Origin of the sequence: Streptantibioticus silvisoli (genome assembly GCF_027947535.2) — a bacterium.
GTDB classification, from domain to species: Bacteria; Actinomycetota; Actinomycetes; order Streptomycetales; family Streptomycetaceae; genus Streptantibioticus_C; species Streptantibioticus_C silvisoli.
This window is the reverse complement of record NZ_JAAGKO020000037.1, coordinates 14,776-32,195: the sequence shown is the minus strand read 5'-3', so window position 1 is coordinate 32,195 and position 17,420 is coordinate 14,776. Positions and strand designations below refer to the sequence as shown.

The window sequence follows — 17,420 nt, the reverse complement described above, 5'->3', positions numbered from 1 at the left end:
GCGGAGGTACGGCACCGTCACGGGCGGCCGGGTCCGCGGCGCCGGGGCGGGTGCGTCGGGGCGGGTGCGTCGGGGCCCGCGGGGGAGCGGTGGGCGGGTCCTGGCCGACGTGCACGCGGGGGAGCGGGGCGGCCGTCCTAGCCGACGTGCACGTGGGGGCGGCGGGCGCGGTCGGGTTCGGCCTCGCGGAGCACCTCGCGGGTGACGGGGGCGACCTCGCCCTGGCCGAACAGGAAGAACCGCAGGAAGTGGCTGAAGGGGTTGCCCTCCGTCCACTCGAAGTAGATGTGCGGGCGGCGGCCGGTGGTGTCGCGGACGTGCAGCAGGAACGCGGCGAGCGCGTTGGGGACGACGGAGCCGGTCACCGTCAGGACGCGGTAGCGGTGGTGCGCCACCTCGCCGCGCACCCGCAGCAGCGTCTCGAAGTCGGAGGCGTCGCGCACCGAGACCTCGACGAAGATGAAGTCCTGCTCGGGCGGCACGTCGTTGTCCTCGCGGACCTGCGCGAGCTTGTCGCGGTACTCGGCGGCGTCCCGGCGGTCCGGCTCGTTGGCGATGAACCGGATCGTGCGGTGCGCCGCGTCGCGCACGAACCGCTCGGTCATCGCGTCCAGTTCGAGCCCGGTGACCCGCAGTTCGAAGGACCGGGCGAGCCGTGAGGCCAGCGACAGCACGATGATGCCGGCGATGAAGCAGGCGCCGATCCTCACACCGTCGGGGCGTTCCACGACGTTGGCGGCCGTGGTGTAGACGAAGACCACCGCGACGACGGCGAACGCGACCGTTCGGTAGCGCTGCCGGGCCTTGCGGGCGGCGATGGTGACGGCCACGGCGGCGGAGGAGATGAGCACGAGCACCCCGGTGGCGTAGGCGCCGGCCTGGGAGTCGACGTCGGCGTCGAACAGCCAGGTCACCAGGAAGGCGATGGCGATGAAGGCCAGCACCATCGGGCGTACCGCCCGCGCCCACCGCGGTGCCATGCCGTACCGCGGCAGGTAGCGGGGCATCAGGTTGAGCAGCCCGGCCATGGCCGACGCGCCGGCGAACCACAGGATGGCGATGGTCGACAGGTCGTAGACCGTGCCGAAGCCCGAGCCCAGGTAGTGGTGCGCCAGGAACGCCAGCGCCCGGCCGTTGGCGGCGCCGCCGGCCGCGAACTCCTTCTGCGGGATGAGCAGCGTCGTGATGAAACTGGTGAGGATCAGGAAGACGCTCATGATCACCGCGGAGGTGGTCAGCAGCTTCTTGGTGCCCGCGACGCGTCCGGCCGGCCGCTCCTCGGTGTCACCGGGCCCGCCCGCCACGTGCGGCATCACCGCCACGCCGGTCTCGAACCCCGACAGCCCCAGCGCCAGCTTCGGGAAGTACACCAGCGCCAGCCCGATCATGGGCAGCACGCCGCCGTGCTGGGCGGACAGCGCGTGCGACCAGTCGGCCACCACCGAGGCGGCCCGCAGGACGTGCCACAGGCCGGCGGCGACCACCACGACGTTCAGCGCCAGATACGCGGCCACCAGGACCACCGCGACGCCGACCGCCTCCAGGAAGCCCTTGAGGAACACCGCGCCGAGCAGCGCCACCAGCACCAGGGTCACCGCCATCTGGTCACCGTGCAGCCACCCGTTGAAGTTCGGGTTCTCGATCAGGTGGGTCGAGGCGTCGGCCGCCGACAAGGTGATGGTGATGAGGAAGTCGGTGGCGGCGAACCCCAGCAGCACCAGGACGAACAGCTTGCCCTGCCAGAACGACAGCAGCCGCTCCAGCATCGCGATCGACCCCGCCCCGTGCGGGCTCTCCTCGGCCACCCGGCGGTAGACCGGCAGCGCGCCGGCCAGGGTCACCAGCACCAGGACCACCGTGGCCAGCGGCGACAGCAGCCCGGCGGCCAGCGCGGCGATGCCCGGCTGGTAGCCCAGGGTGGAGAAGTAGTCCACGCCGGTCAGGCACATCACCCGCCACCACCGCCGGCCCTGCTGCGGCCCCTCCGGCGCGGCGTGCGGCCCCTGCTGCCGCGGGGCCGTCTCCGCCAGGCCCTCCAGCAGCCAGCCGCGGATCCGGTCCCGGGCCGCACCTGCGGCGCCGGAATGTGTGCGGGCGCGGGTGGGCATCGCGCGGTCCCCTTCGGCCGTCAACGGAAAGAGCGCCGCCACCCTTCGGCCGTGAACGCGAGCCCCGCCGAGCGGCACGGTGGCGTCACCGTAAGCACCCCGCTGGCCGCCGCCCGGTCCGCCGCTCCGCCACCCGGCCCGAATGCCCCCGCACGGACGCGGGCCGGCGCGCCCGTCGGGCGGAACGGGCCGTGGTGCCCGCCGCCGCGGTGCACGCGCCGATCCGCCGAGCTGTCCGCCGTGACGTCACGCTTGACGCTGTGCCGTGACGCCTTGCGCCGTGACGTTGCGCCTTCCGCCGGGCCGGAACGGCTTGCGTCAGGCCGGAGTGCCTTGCGTCAGGCCGGAACGTCTTCCACCGGGCCGGAACGGCTGGGGAACGGTGCCGCGAACCACCGACCGAATTCGGTTCCGCGATGCGCACGATTTCGCGACAGCGGTGGTCACCCGAACGGTCCGGGGCGCCAGGCATATCCGTGAGTGTTGCACGGGCGTTGCAAACGCGTGGCCAGGTCCGCGTATCGCTTCCGCCGCGGAGTTTCGTGCCGTTACGTTGCCGATATCGACCACGGAAGGCGGGGCGGATGTCCGTAACCGACGAATACCCGGCCGACAACCGGACGTACACCGCCGGATCATCGGGCCGCTTCCGCTGTCGCCGTCCAGGCGGGGCGCCGTCCTGGCGTGCGGGGACGCGCGGATCGACGTCCACGCCCTCCTCGGCCTCAACGAGGGGGAGGCGCAGGTCATCCGCAACGCCGGCGGGGTGGTCACCAACGAAACGATCCGCTCCCCGGTCATCAGCCGGCGACTGCCGGGCACCCGCGAGATCGTGCTGATCGACCCCACCGACTGCGGAATGGCCACGTACACCGACGACGATGTCGCACAGCGGATTCCGGCCGGGACCGGAATCCGCCTCTCGTAATCGGCGGAGGCGCTTCCCGACGCCGAACAGGACATCCGGCAATCGATCCGCCGCGTCACCGCCGGCCCTTTCCTGCCGAACACCGACGCCGTCCGCGGATTCGTCCTCGACGTCGCCACCGGTCGTCCCACCGAAGCCGGAGGAGCACCGGCCACCGGCCCCGCCGCACCCCCCGTCCCACCCGCACCCCGCACCGAGCACCCGCCCGAGCACCGGGCACCCCGCACCCCGCACCCAGGGAGAGTCATGACCCCGCCCGCCGATTCCGCCGCCACCCCGGACCACGCCGCGCAGGAGGCGCCCGCCGGGCCCGACCCGTCCGCGTGGTCGTTCGAGACCAAGCAGGTGCACGCCGGTGCCGTGCCGGACCCGGTCACCGGGGCCCGGGCGGTGCCGATCTACCAGACCACCTCGTTCGTCTTCCGCGACACCCAGCACGCCGCCGACCTGTTCTCGCTGGCCGAACCGGGCAACATCTACACCCGGATCCACAACCCCACCCAGGACGTCTTCGAGCAGCGGATCGCCGCGCTGGAGGGCGGAGTCGCCGCCGTGGCGCTGTCGTCGGGGCAGGCCGCCGAGACCCTGGCCATCCTGACGGTGGCCTCCGCCGGGGACCACGTCGTCTCCAGCACCTCCCTGTACGGCGGCACCTACAACCTATTCCGGCACACCCTGCCCCGGTTCGGCATCGAGGTGTCGTTCGTCGACGACCCGGACGACGCCGACGCCTGGCGGGCGGCGGTGCGGCCCAACACCAAGGCGCTGTTCGCCGAGACCCTCGGCAACCCGCGCGGCAACGTCCTGGACATCCGCGCGGTCGCCGACGTCGCCCACGCGGCGGGTGTGCCGCTGATCGTGGACAACACCGTGCCGACCCCGTACCTGCTGCGGCCGATCGAGCACGGCGCCGACGTCGTCGTCCACTCGGCCACGAAGTTCCTCGGCGGACACGGCACCACCATCGGCGGCGTCGTGGTCGACGGCGGCACCTTCGACTTCGGCGCGCACGCCGAGCGCTTCCCCGACTTCACCGAGCCCGACCCCAGCTACCACGGCCTGCGCTACTGGCCCGCCCTCGGCCCGAGCGCCTACGCCGTCAAGCTGCGGGTGCAACTGCTGCGCGACCTCGGCCCGGCCATCGCGCCGCACTCCGCCTTCCTGCTGCTCCAGGGCGTGGAGACGCTGTCGCTGCGCATCGAACGGCACTCGGCGAACACCCAGGCGCTGGCCGAGTGGCTGGAGCAGCGCGACGAGGTCGCCGCCGTCCACTACCCGGGACTACCGTCCAACCGGTGGTACGAGGCCGGGCAGCGCTACCTGCCGCGCGGCGCCGGAGCCGTCCTGGCCTTCGAACTGCGCGACGGCGTCGAGGCGGGCAAGCGCTTCGTCGACGCCGTCGAACTCTTCAGCCACCTCGCCAACATCGGCGACGTCCGCAGCCTCATCATCCATCCGGCGTCCACCACCCACAGCCAGCTGGACGAGGCGCAACTGGCGGCCACCGGCACCACGCCGGGCCTGGTGCGGCTGTCGGTCGGCATCGAGAACCTCGCCGACCTCAAGGCGGACCTGGAGGCGGGCTTCCGCGCGGCCAAGGGCGCGTTCTGAACACCGTGCCCCACCCCCCGGTCCCCCTCCCGCCGGCCTCCGGGGCCTGGCGGGAGGGGGACCCCGCCGGCCGCCGCCAGTGGTACGTGCGCGACCGGCCGCTGCCCCTGGAGGCCGGCGGCGAACTCCCGTCGCTGCGCCTGGCGTTCGAAACCTGGGGACGGCTGGCCCCCGACCGTTCCAACGCGGTGCTCGTGCTGCACGCGCTCACCGGCGACAGCCACGTCACCGGACCGGCCGGCCCCGGCCACCCCACCCCCGGCTGGTGGGACGGGCTGATCGGACCGGGCCGCGCGCTGGACACCGACCGCTGGTTCGTCGTCGCCCCCAATGTGCTGGGCGGCTGCCAGGGCAGCACCGGCCCGTCCTCGCTCCGGCCGGACGGGCGGCGCTGGGGCAGCTCGTTCCCGTTCCTGACGCAACGCGACCAGGTCGCGGCGGAGGCCGGCCTGGCCGACTCGCTGGGCATCGACCGGTGGGCGCTGGTGGCCGGCGGTTCGATGGGCGGCATGCGGGCCCTGGAATGGGCGGTGTCCCACCCCGAGCGCGCCGAGGCGCTGCTGCTGCTCGCCTGCCCGGCGGCCGCCGGTGCCGAGCAGATCGCCTGGGCCGGCATCCAGGTGCACGCCATCCGCTCCGACCCGCACTGGCGCGGCGGCGACTACCACGACGCCGGTCCCGGGCAGGGCCCGCACAACGGCCTCGGCCTCGCCCGGCGGCTCGCCCACGTCACCTACCGCAGCGAACCGGAACTCCAGGCCCGCTTCGGCCGGGCCCCGCAAGGCACCGAGGACCCGTGGGCCGGCGGGCGCCACCAGGTGGCGTCCTACCTCGACCATCACGCCGCCAAGCTGGTACGCCGCTTCGACGCCGGCACCTACGTGGTGCTGACGCAGGCCATGAACAGCCATGACGCCGGCCGCGCCCGGGGCGGCACCGCGGCCGCGCTGCGCAGGGTCACCGCCCGCACCCTGGTCGCCGGCGTCGACTCCGACCGCCTCTACCCGCTCGCCCAGCAGGCCGAGCTGGCAGCCGGCATCCCCACCGCCGACCGGCTGCGGGTGATCGGCTCCCCGCACGGACACGACGGCTTCCTCATCGAGACCGACCAGGTCGCCGCACTTGTCCGCGAACTCACCGGCTGACCCCGCCGGGCGGCATCCCCGACCCGGCCGGCACCGCCCCCGCCGGGGTCACGTCTGGCGCTGGGGCGCGTAGTCCTCCTCGGTGACCCCGAAGGTCCAGGCGACGCCGGCCTTGGCGGTACGGGTGTGGGGCGGCACACGGAGCCAGTAGACGCGGTGGGTGCCGTCGGGTTCGGGGGTGGAGTTGACCACCTCGACCATGACGACCGGCTCGTCGCGCTCCATCTCCACCCGCCACAGGACACCGGTCTCGTCGCGGTGTAGCGGCCTGGCACCGGTCTCGGCGAGGTAGCGGTCGTAGCCGTAGTGCTCCAGCATGACGCGGCGCAGTTCCGCGTTGGGCTCGTCGCGGACGTCACCGGCGGTCAGCGCGGCCAGCCGCTCGGAGAAGCCGGCCGGCACCGGCATGCCGCGCCACGCGTGCAGCGCGAAACCGTCCGGGAACTCCACGCAGGGACCGTCGGCGCGGTGCGGACGGCCCGCCTCGTCACGGTGCAGGGCCACCGGGCGCTCGCAGGCCAGGACGCAGTCACCGCGCGGCCACCACCAGCCGGCCGCACCGGCGACGCCGGCCTGCCCGGCGAGCGCGGCGGAACGGTCCGCCAGCGCGGCGAGCCACGGGGCGTCGTGCTGCCCGAGCAGGGCGTCGAGCAGCGCCAGCCGCACCGCGGTGCGCGCCGCACCCGACGGGGCCCCCGGCTCGTCGGGTCCCGCGAGACGGTCGGTGACCGCGTCGCGTATCCGCAGGGTCAACCGCTGGACGGGCTCCCACAGTTCGCGGCCGGTGAGTCCCCAGTGGCCGGCCCAGCCCAGCGGTCCCAGCTCCTCCTGCGCGGCACGCCGGGCCGCCTCCCACGGCGCGGTGCGCACCGCCTCGCGCACGGAGGGGCCCGCGCCGCTCACACCGTGCGCGGCCAGCACCGCGGCGGCCTCGGCGAGGACCGCCTCCGCCCCCGGTGCACCCGCCGCGCGAACGGGGTCCGCGGCGCCCGACAGCAGCAGCACGGCGGCCGTCGCGGTCAGCGGTGAGTCGAACCACACGACCGCCCCCGGCTCCGCGAGCCCGGCCGTCCGGTACGCCTCCCGCATCCCCGCCTCGGCGGCCGCGCGGTCCGCCGCACCGGTCCGCCACGCCACGGCCCGCCAGTCAGCGGCACCGGCACCGGCCGCGGCGCGCGGCGCGTCCTGGCTCCGGCCACCGTCCCACGCCGGCCGGTTGTCCGGCGCCGGCCCGGTGTCCGGCGCCGGGCCACCGGCCGTCTCCGGCCCGCTGTCACGTATCCCCGCGTCCACAGTCCCGTTCACCCGTGCGTCCTCCGACATGCGCCCTCCTCCGTCATGCGTCCTCGCCTTCTGTGCCGCGTCCCGCGTCCTGGGTCCCGCGTCGTCCGTCGCGCGTTCCGCGCTGTCCGTTCCGCGCCGTCCGTCGCCGCCGGCGCCGTTCGGTGTGCCGGGTCGTCGCCGTCCAGCGCCCGGGGCAACGGCCGGGGCATCGGCGGCGTTCACCGGCCGCGTTCACCGTTCCCGTCCGCCGCCCGGGGGCGCCGTCCGGGCTCCGGCGGTGCCTCAGTCGACGACCAGCCGGACGCTGCCGGGGACGTACTCGCGCTGGCGGACCACGCGGTACCAGCCGCGCGGCAGCGGTATCGCGGCGTGTTCCTCGTGGACGACGCGGCCGCCCTCGGGGAGGTGGAGCCAGGCGGGGGCGAGCGGACCGGGTTCGCGGGCCAGCGTGCCGGGGCCGACGACCGCGTGCGTGTGGCCGGTCGCCTCACCGAGTGCCAGCACGAGCCGGCCGCGGTGGTCGCGCGGTTCGCCCGGCGGCGTCCGCCCGCTCACCGGTACGGCCTCCGGCGCCACCGGGACGATCAGCAGATCTCCTTGCCGGTACATGGACACACCCCTCCCCGGACCCCGGACCGGGCCCCTTTTGCTTCGACACCACCGACGGTAGAGCGGGGGTCCGACAACCGGTCCCCGGCCGCCCGGTGGGAACGGTTGTCCGAGCCACCTGATAGGAGTTGGCCACTGTCCGAGCGGCTCCGGAGGAGAACGACCCATGTTCAGCCAGCACCTGACCCAGTTCCACGGCCTGCGGGTCTTCGACCTGCCCGCCGCGGGGTCGGCGGACCCGCTGCCCGAGCCGGACGCCGTCGCCTGGCGGCTGGCCTACGACTGGAACGCCGAGGAGGACCTCGAAGCGATCTGGGCGCGCTTCCTCGACACCGTCGACACCACCCGCGTCACCGCCGTCATCATCGGCGCGTGGAGTGACGAGATGTACGAGTCCGACCTCGGCGCCGAGCTGAACCGGGTCATCGAGGCGGCGGACCGCCTGCCCGCGCTCACCGGCTTCTTCCTCGCCGACGTCGTCTCGGAGGAGAACGAGATCTCCTGGATCGAGCAGACCGACCTCGCCCCGCTGCTCAACGCCTTCCCGCGACTGCGGGAGCTGGGCGCGCGCGGCGGCCACCGCGAGTTCGGGCCGGTCCGGCACCAGGAGCTGCGAACGCTGCGGCTGGAGTCCGGCGGCATGTCCGGCGCGGTCGTCCGGTCGATCGCGGAGAGCGAACTGCCCGCGCTGGAACGGCTGGAGCTGATGCTCGGCTCGGAGAACTACGGCGGCGACACCACCGTCGAGGACCTGGCCCCGCTGCTGTCCGGCACCCGGTTCCCGGCGCTGCGCCACCTCGGCCTGATGGACAGCGAGGTGCAGGACGCGATAGCCGAGGCCGTCGCGCAGGCGCCGGTGGTGCCGATGCTGGAGACGCTGAGCCTCGCCCTCGGCGTGCTGACCGACGCCGGCGCCGAAGCCCTGCTGTCCGGCCAGCCGCTGACCCACCTGGCCCGGCTCGACCTGCACCACCACTACCTGTCCGACGCGATGACCCAGCGGGTGCGCGAGGCACTGGAACCCGCCGGGGTCGAGGTCGACCTCGACGACCGGATGAAGCCGGACGAGTACGACGGTCAGGTCTACCACTACATCGCGGTCGCGGAGTAAGCAGCAGGCCGGAGCAGCCGAAGGCCCGCGGAACCGGAAGGAGGCGAACGTGGCGTGGGAGACGGGAAATTGACGGTGAATCAGGTGGGTGTGGTGGCGGGTGAGGGCGCGGGGGGCTCGACGGTCCCCGCACACCCCTTCCCCGTCCGTCCTGCCTCCTCAACCAGTGCCGTTCGGTTCGCCGTTGTCGGCAATCCCGGCAGCCGGCGGGTCGAGTTGTTCCGGGCGGCGGTCGTGGCGGCGGGGTCGCCGGTACCGGAGGTGGTGGCGTGGCGGGACGTGGTGCGGGGGACGGACGGTGCGGGGCCGGCGCCGGGGACGCTGGTGCGGATCGACTCGCCCGGTGAGGACGCCGAGGTGGACCGGTTGCTGCGCGGCGACGCGCTGGGCGAGGGGTTCGCGCCGGCCCGGGTGGAGGGCGGCGCGGCGTGGTTCGCGCGGTTCACCGCAGCCCTGCGGCAGGTGACCGCGCGGGCGGCGGAGCGGGGGTGCCCGGTGCTGGCGGACGCGGCGGAGATCGCCGTCATGTTCGACAAACGGCGTACCCACGCCGTGCTGTCGGCGGCCGGAGTGCCGGTACCGCCGGCCCTGGACCAGGGGGGCCGGCCGATCGAGGGGTGGGAGGACCTGCGCGAGCGGCTGGCGGCGGCCGGGATGACGCGGGCCTTCGTCAAGCCGGCGCACGGGTCGTCCGCCTCCGGGGTGACGGCGGTGGAGATCGGTCCGCGCGGCCGGGCCCGGGCGACCACGTCGGCGGAGCTGGCGGCCGGGCCGGACGGCTCGCCGGTGCTGTTCAACTCGCTGAAGGTGCGCCGCTACACCGAGGAGGTCGACCTGCGCGCGTTGTTCGGCGCCCTGGCCCGTGATCCGTCGCACGTCGAACGCTGGCTGCCGAAGGCCGCGCAGGCCGGGCGCGCGGCCGACCTGCGGGTGGTGGTCACCGCGGGCCGGCCCACGCACGCGGTCGTGCGCACCAGCCGCCATCCGATGACCAACCTCCATCTGGGCGGCGCCCGCGGCGACCTGGACGCGGTGCGCGCGCTCGCGGGCCCCGCCTGGCGCGACGCGCTGGAGATGTGCGAACGGGTGGCCGCGCTGTTCCCGCGGTCGCTGAGCATCGGCGTCGACCTGCTGCCGGCGACCGGCTGGCGGCGGTACGCGGTCGGCGAGGTCAACGCCTTCGGCGATCTGCTGCCCCGGCTGACCGGCCTGCCCGGCTCCGGCGCCGAGGGCCTGGACACCTACGGCGCCTTCATCGCCGCCGCCCGCCACGCCCCGGCCGCCGGCACCTCCGTCTCGGCGACGGCCCGCACGGGGACGGCCCTCGCGGGGACGCCCCTCAGGGGAACGGCCACCACGTCCCCCTCGACCGTTTCCCCGCCGGGCGCGGCACCTCTACCGGCGGCCCACGCTGCGACACCCCCGACAGGAATCCACCCGTGAACGACCAGACGGCCGCCCCGAGCCAGCAGATGTTCGAGCCCCCGGACCAGCCGCCGGACCAGCCGCCGGCTCCGCGCGGTCGAACGCCTGCGTCCGCCGATCAGCCGCCCACCCCGTCCAACGGGACGCCCACCCCGTCCAACGGGACGCTCACCCCACCCGACGGGACGCTCACCCCACCCGACGGGACGCCCACCTCACCGGACCGGACGCCAACCCCACCCGATCAGACGCGCAACCCTTCCTCCCAGCCCCCCGACATGCGCGAGATCGTCGGTAGTCACGACATCCTCATGGTCACGCTGGACACCCTGCGGTTCGACGTGGCGGACGAACTCGCCGTCGCCGGGCGGACGCCGCGGCTGGCCGCGCTGCTGCCCGGTGGGCGGTGGGAGCGGCGGCACAGCCCCGGCAGCTTCACCTACGCCGCGCACCAGGCGATGTTCGCCGGGTTCCTGCCGACACCGGCGGACCGGCCGGGGCCGCATCCGCGGTTGTTCGCGGCCCGGTTCGCCGGCAGCGAGTCGACGGCCGGCACGTCCTTCGTCTACGACACGCCCGACCTGGTGTCCGGCCTGGCGGAGGTGGGGTACCGCACGGTGTGCGTGGGCGGCGTCGGGTTCTTCAACAAGCGGGCGGCGCTGGGCTCGGTGCTGCCGGGGATGTTCCAGGAGAGCCACTGGTCGCCGGAGCTGGGCGTCACGTCCCCGACGTCGTTCGAGTCGCAGGTGGCGCTCGCCGAACGGATCACGGCGGACGGCGACGACCGCCCGCTGTTCCTGTTCGTCAACGTCTCCGCGCTGCACCAGCCCAACTGGCACCACTTGCCCGGCGCGACGAGCGCCGACGGCGACACCCGTGCCTCGCACGCCGCCGCGCTCGAATACGTCGACCGGCACGTCCCCCGGCTGCTGGCGGCGATGACCCGGCGCCGGCCGTGCTTCGCGATCGTCTGCTCCGACCACGGCACGGCCTACGGCGAGGACGGCCACACCGGCCACCGCCTCGGCCACGAGGTCGTGTGGACCGTGCCCTACGCCCACTTCACGCTGCCGGCCGCGGCACGCACCGCCGAGGAGCCCCGAGCATGACCACCGCCCCGACCCCCTCCGCCCCGAAGCCGGCCACCCCGCGCCCCCCGGCCGACGGTGACCCGATCGACGGCCTCCGCCTCTCCAACGACCCCGCCAGCACCACCCCCCTCGGAGACACCCCCCTCGACGCCTCCCCCTACCAGAGCTACGTCTACGCGTACCCGCACAAGACCGCGTACCGTCCGCTGGCGGAGCGGCCTGTGCTCGCGGAGTTGTGGGCGGGGGAGCCGAAGGACGCGTTGTCGCTCTACGCGCACATCCCGTTCTGCGAGGTGCGGTGCGGTTTCTGCAACCTGTTCACCCGCATCGGCGCGCCCGACGGGCTGACGGGGGCGTACCTCGACGCGCTGGACCGGCAGGCGGCCCGGGTCGCCGACGCGCTGGGGCCGGACGCCCGGTACGCGCAGGCGGCGTTCGGCGGCGGCACGCCCACGTTCCTGACCGCGGGCGAGCTGGAGCGGCTGTGCGACATCGTGGAGCGGCGCACCGGTGCCGACCTGCGGGCGGTACCGCTGTCGGTGGAGGCGTCGCCGTCCACCGCGACGGCGGACCGGCTCGCGCTGCTGGCGGCCCGCGGCGCGACCCGGCTGAGCCTGGGCGTGCAGAGCTTCGTGCCGCAGGAGGCGCGCGCGGCGGTGCGTCCGCAGCGCCGGGCCGACGTGGAGGCGGCGATCGCCCGGGTCCGCGAGGCCCGCATCCCGGTGCTCAACCTGGACCTCATCTACGGCATCGACGGCCAGACGGCGGCGAGTTGGCGTACCTCGCTGGACGCGGCCCTGGCCTGGCAGCCGGAGGAGCTCTACCTCTACCCGCTCTACGTACGCCCGTTGACCGGTCTGGGCCGGCGCGAGGACCCGGACGCGGCCGACCCGGTGTGGGACGGGCGGCGGCTCGCGCTGTACCGGGCGGGCCGCGACCACCTGCTGGCGGCGGGCTACGAGCAGGTGTCGATGCGGATGTTCCGCCGCGCGAGCGCCCCGGCGGCCGGCGGCACGGAGTACTGCTGCCAGACGGACGCGATGGTGGGCCTGGGCTGCGGGGCGCGTTCGTACACCCGGGCGCTGCACTACTCGTTCGACTACGCGGTCTCGATGACGGAGATCCGCGGCATCGTCGACGACTACGTGGCCCGGCCGGCCGGCGACTTCGACCGGGCGGAGGTCGGCTGGTGGATGGACGCGCAGGAGGCGCGCCGCCGGCACCTGGTGCAGTCGTTGCTCCAGTGCGAGGGGCTGGCGGAGGCCGGGTACCGCGAGCGGTTCGGCACGGACGCGGCGGGGGACTTCGCCGCGGAGCTGGCGGCGCTGGGCGCGCGCGGCTGGCTGGCGGACACCCCCGGCACGCTGCGGCTGACCCCGGAGGGGCTGGCGCACTCCGACGCGATCGGCCCGGCGTTCTTCTCCGGCCGGGCGCGGGCCGCGATGGCCGGCTACCGGGCGCGGTGAGGCGCCGGTGGACCTGACCGTTCTCTACCGGGGCCCGCTCGCGTCGTGCGACTACGACTGCCCGTACTGCCCGTTCGCCAAGCGCCGCGACACCGGTGCCCAGCTGGCCGCCGACCGGGCGGCGCTGGCGCGGTTCGCCGGGTGGGCCGCCGGCCGGGCGGGCGAGGACCGGCTGTCGCTGCTGTTCACCCCGTGGGGCGAGGCGCTGACCCGGTCGTGGTACCGCGAAACGCTCGCCGGGCTGAGCCGGCTGCCGCACGTCGCGCGGGTCGCGGTGCAGACCAACCTCAGCCACCGGGTGCGCTGGGTGGCGGAGGCCGATCCCGCGACGCTGGCGCTGTGGACGACGTACCACCCGGGCCAGGTGACGCACGAGCGGTTCGCCGCCAAGTGCCGTGAGCTGGACGAACGCGGCACCCGCTACAGCGTCGGGGTGGTCGGCGACCCGGCGCACCTGGCGGCGGCCCGCCGGATGCGCGCGGCACTGCCCGGCCACGTCTACCTGTGGGTCAACGCGCAGGAGGACCGGCGGTACTCGGACGCGGAGGCGGCCGAATGGGCCGCGCTGGACCCGCTGTTCGGCTACAGCCGGCTGCCGCACGCCAGCGCCGGCCGGCCCTGCCGCACCGGCGAGTCCGTCGTGTCGGTGGACGGCGACGGCACGGTGCGCCGCTGCCACTTCGTGCCCGCCCCGATCGGGAACCTCTACGACGGCTCCTACCGCGCGGCGCTGCGGCCGCGCCCGTGCCCGCTCGATGTCTGCGACTGCCACATCGGCTACGTCCACCTCGAGTCCCTGCCGCTGTACGACGTGTTCGCCGGCGGCGTGCTGGAACGCGTCCCGCACGGCTGGCCGTCACCGGTACCGCCCCCGCCGGGCGCGGGGCTCAGCCGAGGGTGAAGTGCTGGGCGGCGGTGCCGTCGCAGTCGTAGAGCTGGAGGGCGTCGCCGGAGCGCTGGTTGTCGTCGGGGTCGTCGAGGCAGCGGCCGGAGGCGGGGTTGACGAGGGTGCCGTCGGCATGGGTGGCCCAGGTCTGCGCGCCGGTGCCGTTGCAGTCCCACAGCTGGAGCGCGGTGCCGTCGGCGGTGGCCGCGTTGGGCAGGTCCAGGCACTTGCCGAACGCGCGCAGGGTGCCGTCGCCGGGTTCCGACCAGCGTTGCGCGTCGGAGGCGTTGCAGGTGTAGAGCTGCACGGGGGTGCCGGAGGCCGGGTCGGCGTCCGCCACGTCGACGCACAGCCCGCCGGGTCCGCCCACCGGTCCGGGCGGCGGTTTCCACAGCTGGGCGGCGGTGCCGTCGCAGTCGTAGAGCTGGAGCTGGACCGCGCCCGGCGTGGTGTCGTCGTCCGGCACGTCGAGGCAGCGGCCGGAGGCGGGGTTGACGAGGGTGCCGTCCGACTGGTGGGTCCAGGTCTGGCCGGCGGCGCCGGAGCAGCTCGCGATGCCCACCGGGGAGTGGTCGGCGGTGCCGGTGGCGGTCAGGCAGCTGCCGAGGATGCGCGCGGTCTGCCCGGCGTAGGTCACCTGCTGGGCGGCGCCGTGGTCGCAGGTGGCGAGCTGGGCCGGGGTGCCGTCGGCGGTGGCGCCGCCGCGCACGGCCAGGCACAGCCCGCCGGCCCCGATGACCTCGCCGGAGACGGGGTTGGCCTGGGCGCTGCCGGTCAGCGTGACGGTGTGCGCGGCGTCGAGCGGCAGCTGGGCGGTGGTCACGGTCACCGTGCGCCGGTCGGCGTTCCACGACCAGGCGGTCTCCGGCAGCTGGACGCCGTCGACCGACACCGCGGTGGGCGCCGCCGCGTTGGACAGCCGCAGCGTGTAGGCGCGGGCGGTCGGGGCGCCGCTCCAACCGCCGCTCTGCGCCCCGACGGTGAGGGTGCGGGAGGCGTCGTTCCAGGTCAGCGGCGCGGTGCTGGACTGCCCCGCGGTGTAGCCGGTGCCCTCGCCGGCGTCCTGGTAGAGGCTGAACGTGCCGTCGGCGCCGGCGGTGACGTTGACGGTGAGCCGGGTCAGCGGTGCGGCGTTCGCGTTGTCGGTGTAGTCGGTGCGGGTCGGCATGATGCCGCCGGCCTTGATGAGCACCGGCATCCGCGACAGCGGGTCGGTGATGGTGACGGTCTGCGGGCCGGTGTACGCCTGGCCGGTGAAGTAGTCGGTCCAGGTGCCCGGCGGCACCCACACCGACGCCGACCCGTTGCCGTCGGCGTCGTCCGGTGTGGTGATGGGCGCGACCAGCACGTCGTCGCCGTAGAGGTATTCGCCGGTGGCGGTGTAGGCGGCGTCGTCGGCCGGGTAGTCCAGGTACAGCGGCCGCACGATCGGCACGCCGGTGGCGTGGGCCTGCTGGGCCAGGGTGTAGGTGTACGGCACGAGGGCCTCGCGCAGCCGCAGGAAGGTCTCGGCGCTGGTCTCGGCGGTGCCGGTGTAGTTCCACGGCAGGCGGTCGCCGTGGTCGGAGTGCAGCCGGTCGACGGGCTGGAAGGTGCCGAACTGCACCCAGCGGTCGTACATGTCGTCGGCGAGGTGGTCGCCGTGGAAGCTGCCGATGTCGTCGCTGACGGCGGAGAGCCCGGCGGCGGCCTCGTCGGCGGTGAAGCGCACCTCCTGCGCCAGCATGTCCCAGTCGGCCGGGGTGTCGCCGGTGAACTGGAGGGTGTCGCGCCGCTCCGACCAGGGGCCGAGCGCGTAACTGCTGTCGTCGCCGCCCTGCTCCGAGCCGCCGATCCGGGCGAAGGAGAAGCCGCGCAGCCCGCGGGCGGCCGCCTCGTCGGCGTAGGCCTGGTTGATCAGGTTGTCCGGCGCCACGTGCGGGTCGGAGGCGGTCGAGGCGCCGCAGCCGGAGCAGTAGTCCAGCCACCAGGCGCGCACCCCCTGCTGCTCGAACGGCTGGTGCAGGGCGAGGTAGGCGGACAGCTGGGCCGGGTCGGACCAGTCGAAGTCGTAGTTGCCGTCGCCCTGCGGGGTCAGGGCGCCGCCGGCCTGGCTGTCGGCGGCGGCGAACCGCGGGTCGTTGCCGGCGATGGTGGGGTGGATGTTCATCGCGACCGACAGGCCCTGCTGTTTCGTCCAGTCCAGGAACGCCTGCGGGTCGGGGAAGAGCGCCGGGTTCCAGTTCCAGCCGTTCCACTGGCTGGGCGACTTCCAGTCGGTGTCGACCACCAGCCAGTCGATGGGTGTCTCGTTGGACCGGAACTGCGGCAGCAGGGTGTTCTCGTAGTCGGAGGTGCTGTAGGCGTAGTAGCGCGAGTACCACACGCCGTACGCGGACTCCGGCAGCAGGTCGGTGGCGCCGGTCAGCGCGTTGAGGTCGGTCAGCGCCTGCCGGTAGTCCTGGCCGTAGCCGAACAGGTAGCCGTCCTGGTACGGCTGCGTGCCGTGCGACGGGCGGTCGGTGACGGTGTGGGAGGCGCTCAGCAGCGCGGTGCGGGTGTCGTCGAGCAGGTACCAGCCGTCGCGGTCGAGGACGCCGGGGTGTTCGGGAACCGGCAGGGTCTCGGGGTTGTCCAGCGACCGCGACCAGCCGCCGAGGGTGTCGGCGGGGCCGGCGCCGTAGGCCGTCTCCTTCAGCGTGGTCCGCGGCGCCGGAAAGCCGGTCGTGCCCGCCGGGACGATCGCCACGGAGTCGATGTTGACCTTCCCCGAGTCGCCGGCGCCCTGGAGGATGCGCAACGTGTTGACCCCGGCGGTCAGGGTGACGTCGGCCGACACCGTGGACCAGGTGTCCCAGGAGGCGGTGACCGGGAAGCTCAGCGCGGGCCCGGCGGCGCCGCCGACCGTGGTGGACAGCGTCCGGGTCGTCGCCTGCCCATCGCCGCCGGTCGCGTTGGCGTACCGCACCAGCAGCCGGTACGTGCCCGCCGACGGCACCGCGGAGACGTCCTGCGTCCAGGCGGACCCGGTGCCCTCGAACCCGGCGACGAATCCGCTGCCGTTGAACCCGGTGTGGTCGTAGGCGGTGGTCGCCGAGCCGCCCAGCAGCCCGTTCTCCGCCTCGCACGCGCTGCCTTCGGCGCAGTACGACGGGAATTCGGGCGCCGCGCTCACCCCGGTGCCGGCCAGGGTGACCGACAGGTTGGCCGCGGTGAACGGCCCGCTGCCCTGCCGGTAGCGCAGCGTCAGACCGCTGGTGCGGATCTCCCGGTAGCCGTCCGCCGTCACGTCGGTCGTGTAGGACGGCACCGGGAAGGACCGGTTGACGGCGTTGAACGTCCCGGCGTCCTGGAACGCCCCGTCGCCGGCGTACTCCAGCCGCACCAGCGTCGGCGTGAGCACTTCGAAGCGGGCGTTGCCGTCGATCACGGTGCTGGTGGCGGCCTGCGCGGTGCCGGCCGGGGTCAGGACGGTGACCACGGCGGCCAGCAGCAGGGCCAGCACCGCCGAGACGGCCGTCGGGCGCTGGGGGCGGCGAACGCGGGACAGGCGCACGGTGGACCTCGCAGGCAGGCGTGGACGTCGGAAGCGATCCCTTGCGCGTACTGCGGAGCCGTCGCACTGTACAGCGGCACCGGGCCCGCCCGACAGAGGGCCGTACGGGCCGGCGGCCGGGTGAACGCCGCTGAAACTGCGCGGGCATGACGGTGCGTCAGGTCGGACTGGGCCAACTGCGGTGGTGGGACGTGGTGGTGACGGTGCGTCAGGGTGGCTTC

The 17,420-nt window shown here is 74.5% G+C and carries 12 protein-coding genes; 8 read left to right on the top strand and 4 right to left on the bottom strand.

Features of this window, described 5'->3' with window-relative positions:
• Positions 1 to 137: 137 nt before the first annotated feature.
• Positions 138 to 2,108, bottom strand: coding sequence for an APC family permease (locus tag POF43_RS22740; protein ID WP_271325527.1), 1,971 nt, complete (start codon positions 2,106 to 2,108; stop codon positions 138 to 140).
• Between the two features lie 553 nt (positions 2,109 to 2,661).
• Here POF43_RS22740 and POF43_RS22735 point away from each other — a divergent pair.
• From POF43_RS22735 to metX, 3 genes are all read left to right on the top strand, one after another.
• Positions 2,662 to 3,036, top strand: a complete 375-nt coding sequence (locus tag POF43_RS22735) for a carbonic anhydrase (RefSeq protein ID WP_271325526.1) — start codon at positions 2,662 to 2,664, stop codon at positions 3,034 to 3,036.
• Between the two features lie 246 nt (positions 3,037 to 3,282).
• Positions 3,283 to 4,647: a bifunctional o-acetylhomoserine/o-acetylserine sulfhydrylase gene (locus POF43_RS22730; RefSeq protein ID WP_271325977.1), complete on the top strand. Its 1,365-nt coding sequence runs from the start codon at positions 3,283 to 3,285 to the stop codon at positions 4,645 to 4,647.
• Positions 4,644 to 5,792, top strand: coding sequence for a homoserine O-acetyltransferase MetX (gene metX / locus POF43_RS22725; protein WP_282704727.1), 1,149 nt, complete (start codon positions 4,644 to 4,646; stop codon positions 5,790 to 5,792). The genes POF43_RS22730 and metX overlap by 4 nt, the downstream gene beginning before the upstream one ends.
• A 48-nt stretch (positions 5,793 to 5,840) precedes the next feature.
• On the opposite strand, the gene POF43_RS22720 is transcribed toward metX, so the two are convergent.
• The gene (locus POF43_RS22720; RefSeq protein WP_271325217.1) at positions 5,841 to 7,115 is read right to left on the bottom strand and encodes a DUF6745 domain-containing protein; all 1,275 of its coding nucleotides are present in this window, start codon (positions 7,113 to 7,115) and stop codon (positions 5,841 to 5,843) included.
• Positions 7,116 to 7,358: 243 nt separating this feature from the next.
• A complete protein-coding gene (locus tag POF43_RS22715; RefSeq protein WP_271316047.1) occupies positions 7,359 to 7,685 on the bottom strand; it encodes a DUF8820 family protein in 327 nt (108 codons plus the stop codon).
• A gap of 166 nt (positions 7,686 to 7,851) precedes the next feature.
• Here POF43_RS22715 and POF43_RS22710 point away from each other — a divergent pair, with 166 nt between their 5' ends.
• The 5 genes from POF43_RS22710 (at position 7,852) to POF43_RS22690 (ending at position 13,679) form a co-directional block, all read left to right on the top strand.
• The gene (locus tag POF43_RS22710) at positions 7,852 to 8,796 is read left to right on the top strand and encodes an STM4015 family protein (RefSeq protein WP_271316046.1); all 945 of its coding nucleotides are present in this window, start codon (positions 7,852 to 7,854) and stop codon (positions 8,794 to 8,796) included.
• A gap of 93 nt (positions 8,797 to 8,889) precedes the next feature.
• Complete coding sequence (locus tag POF43_RS22705) at positions 8,890 to 10,239, top strand: STM4014 family protein (protein ID WP_282704726.1); 1,350 nt, start codon at positions 8,890 to 8,892, stop codon at positions 10,237 to 10,239.
• Between the two features lie 260 nt (positions 10,240 to 10,499).
• Positions 10,500 to 11,330 (top strand): STM4013/SEN3800 family hydrolase, encoded by an 831-nt coding sequence (locus POF43_RS22700; protein ID WP_271318866.1) that lies wholly within the window; start codon positions 10,500 to 10,502, stop codon positions 11,328 to 11,330.
• On the top strand, positions 11,327 to 12,778 hold the full coding sequence (locus POF43_RS22695) for an STM4012 family radical SAM protein (protein WP_282704722.1): 1,452 nt from the start codon (positions 11,327 to 11,329) through the stop codon (positions 12,776 to 12,778). Before POF43_RS22700 ends, POF43_RS22695 begins: the two co-directional genes overlap by 4 nt.
• Before the next feature lie 7 nt (positions 12,779 to 12,785).
• Positions 12,786 to 13,679 carry an STM4011 family radical SAM protein gene (locus POF43_RS22690; RefSeq protein WP_271323973.1) on the top strand — a complete coding sequence of 298 codons (894 nt, stop codon included), beginning with the start codon at positions 12,786 to 12,788 and terminating at the stop codon, positions 13,677 to 13,679.
• On the opposite strand, the gene POF43_RS22685 is transcribed toward POF43_RS22690, so the two are convergent.
• Positions 13,666 to 17,199 carry a ricin-type beta-trefoil lectin domain protein gene (locus POF43_RS22685; RefSeq protein ID WP_271323974.1) on the bottom strand — a complete coding sequence of 1,178 codons (3,534 nt, stop codon included), beginning with the start codon at positions 17,197 to 17,199 and terminating at the stop codon, positions 13,666 to 13,668. The genes POF43_RS22690 and POF43_RS22685 overlap by 14 nt on opposite strands.
• Between the last annotated feature and the right edge of the window lie 221 nt (positions 17,200 to 17,420).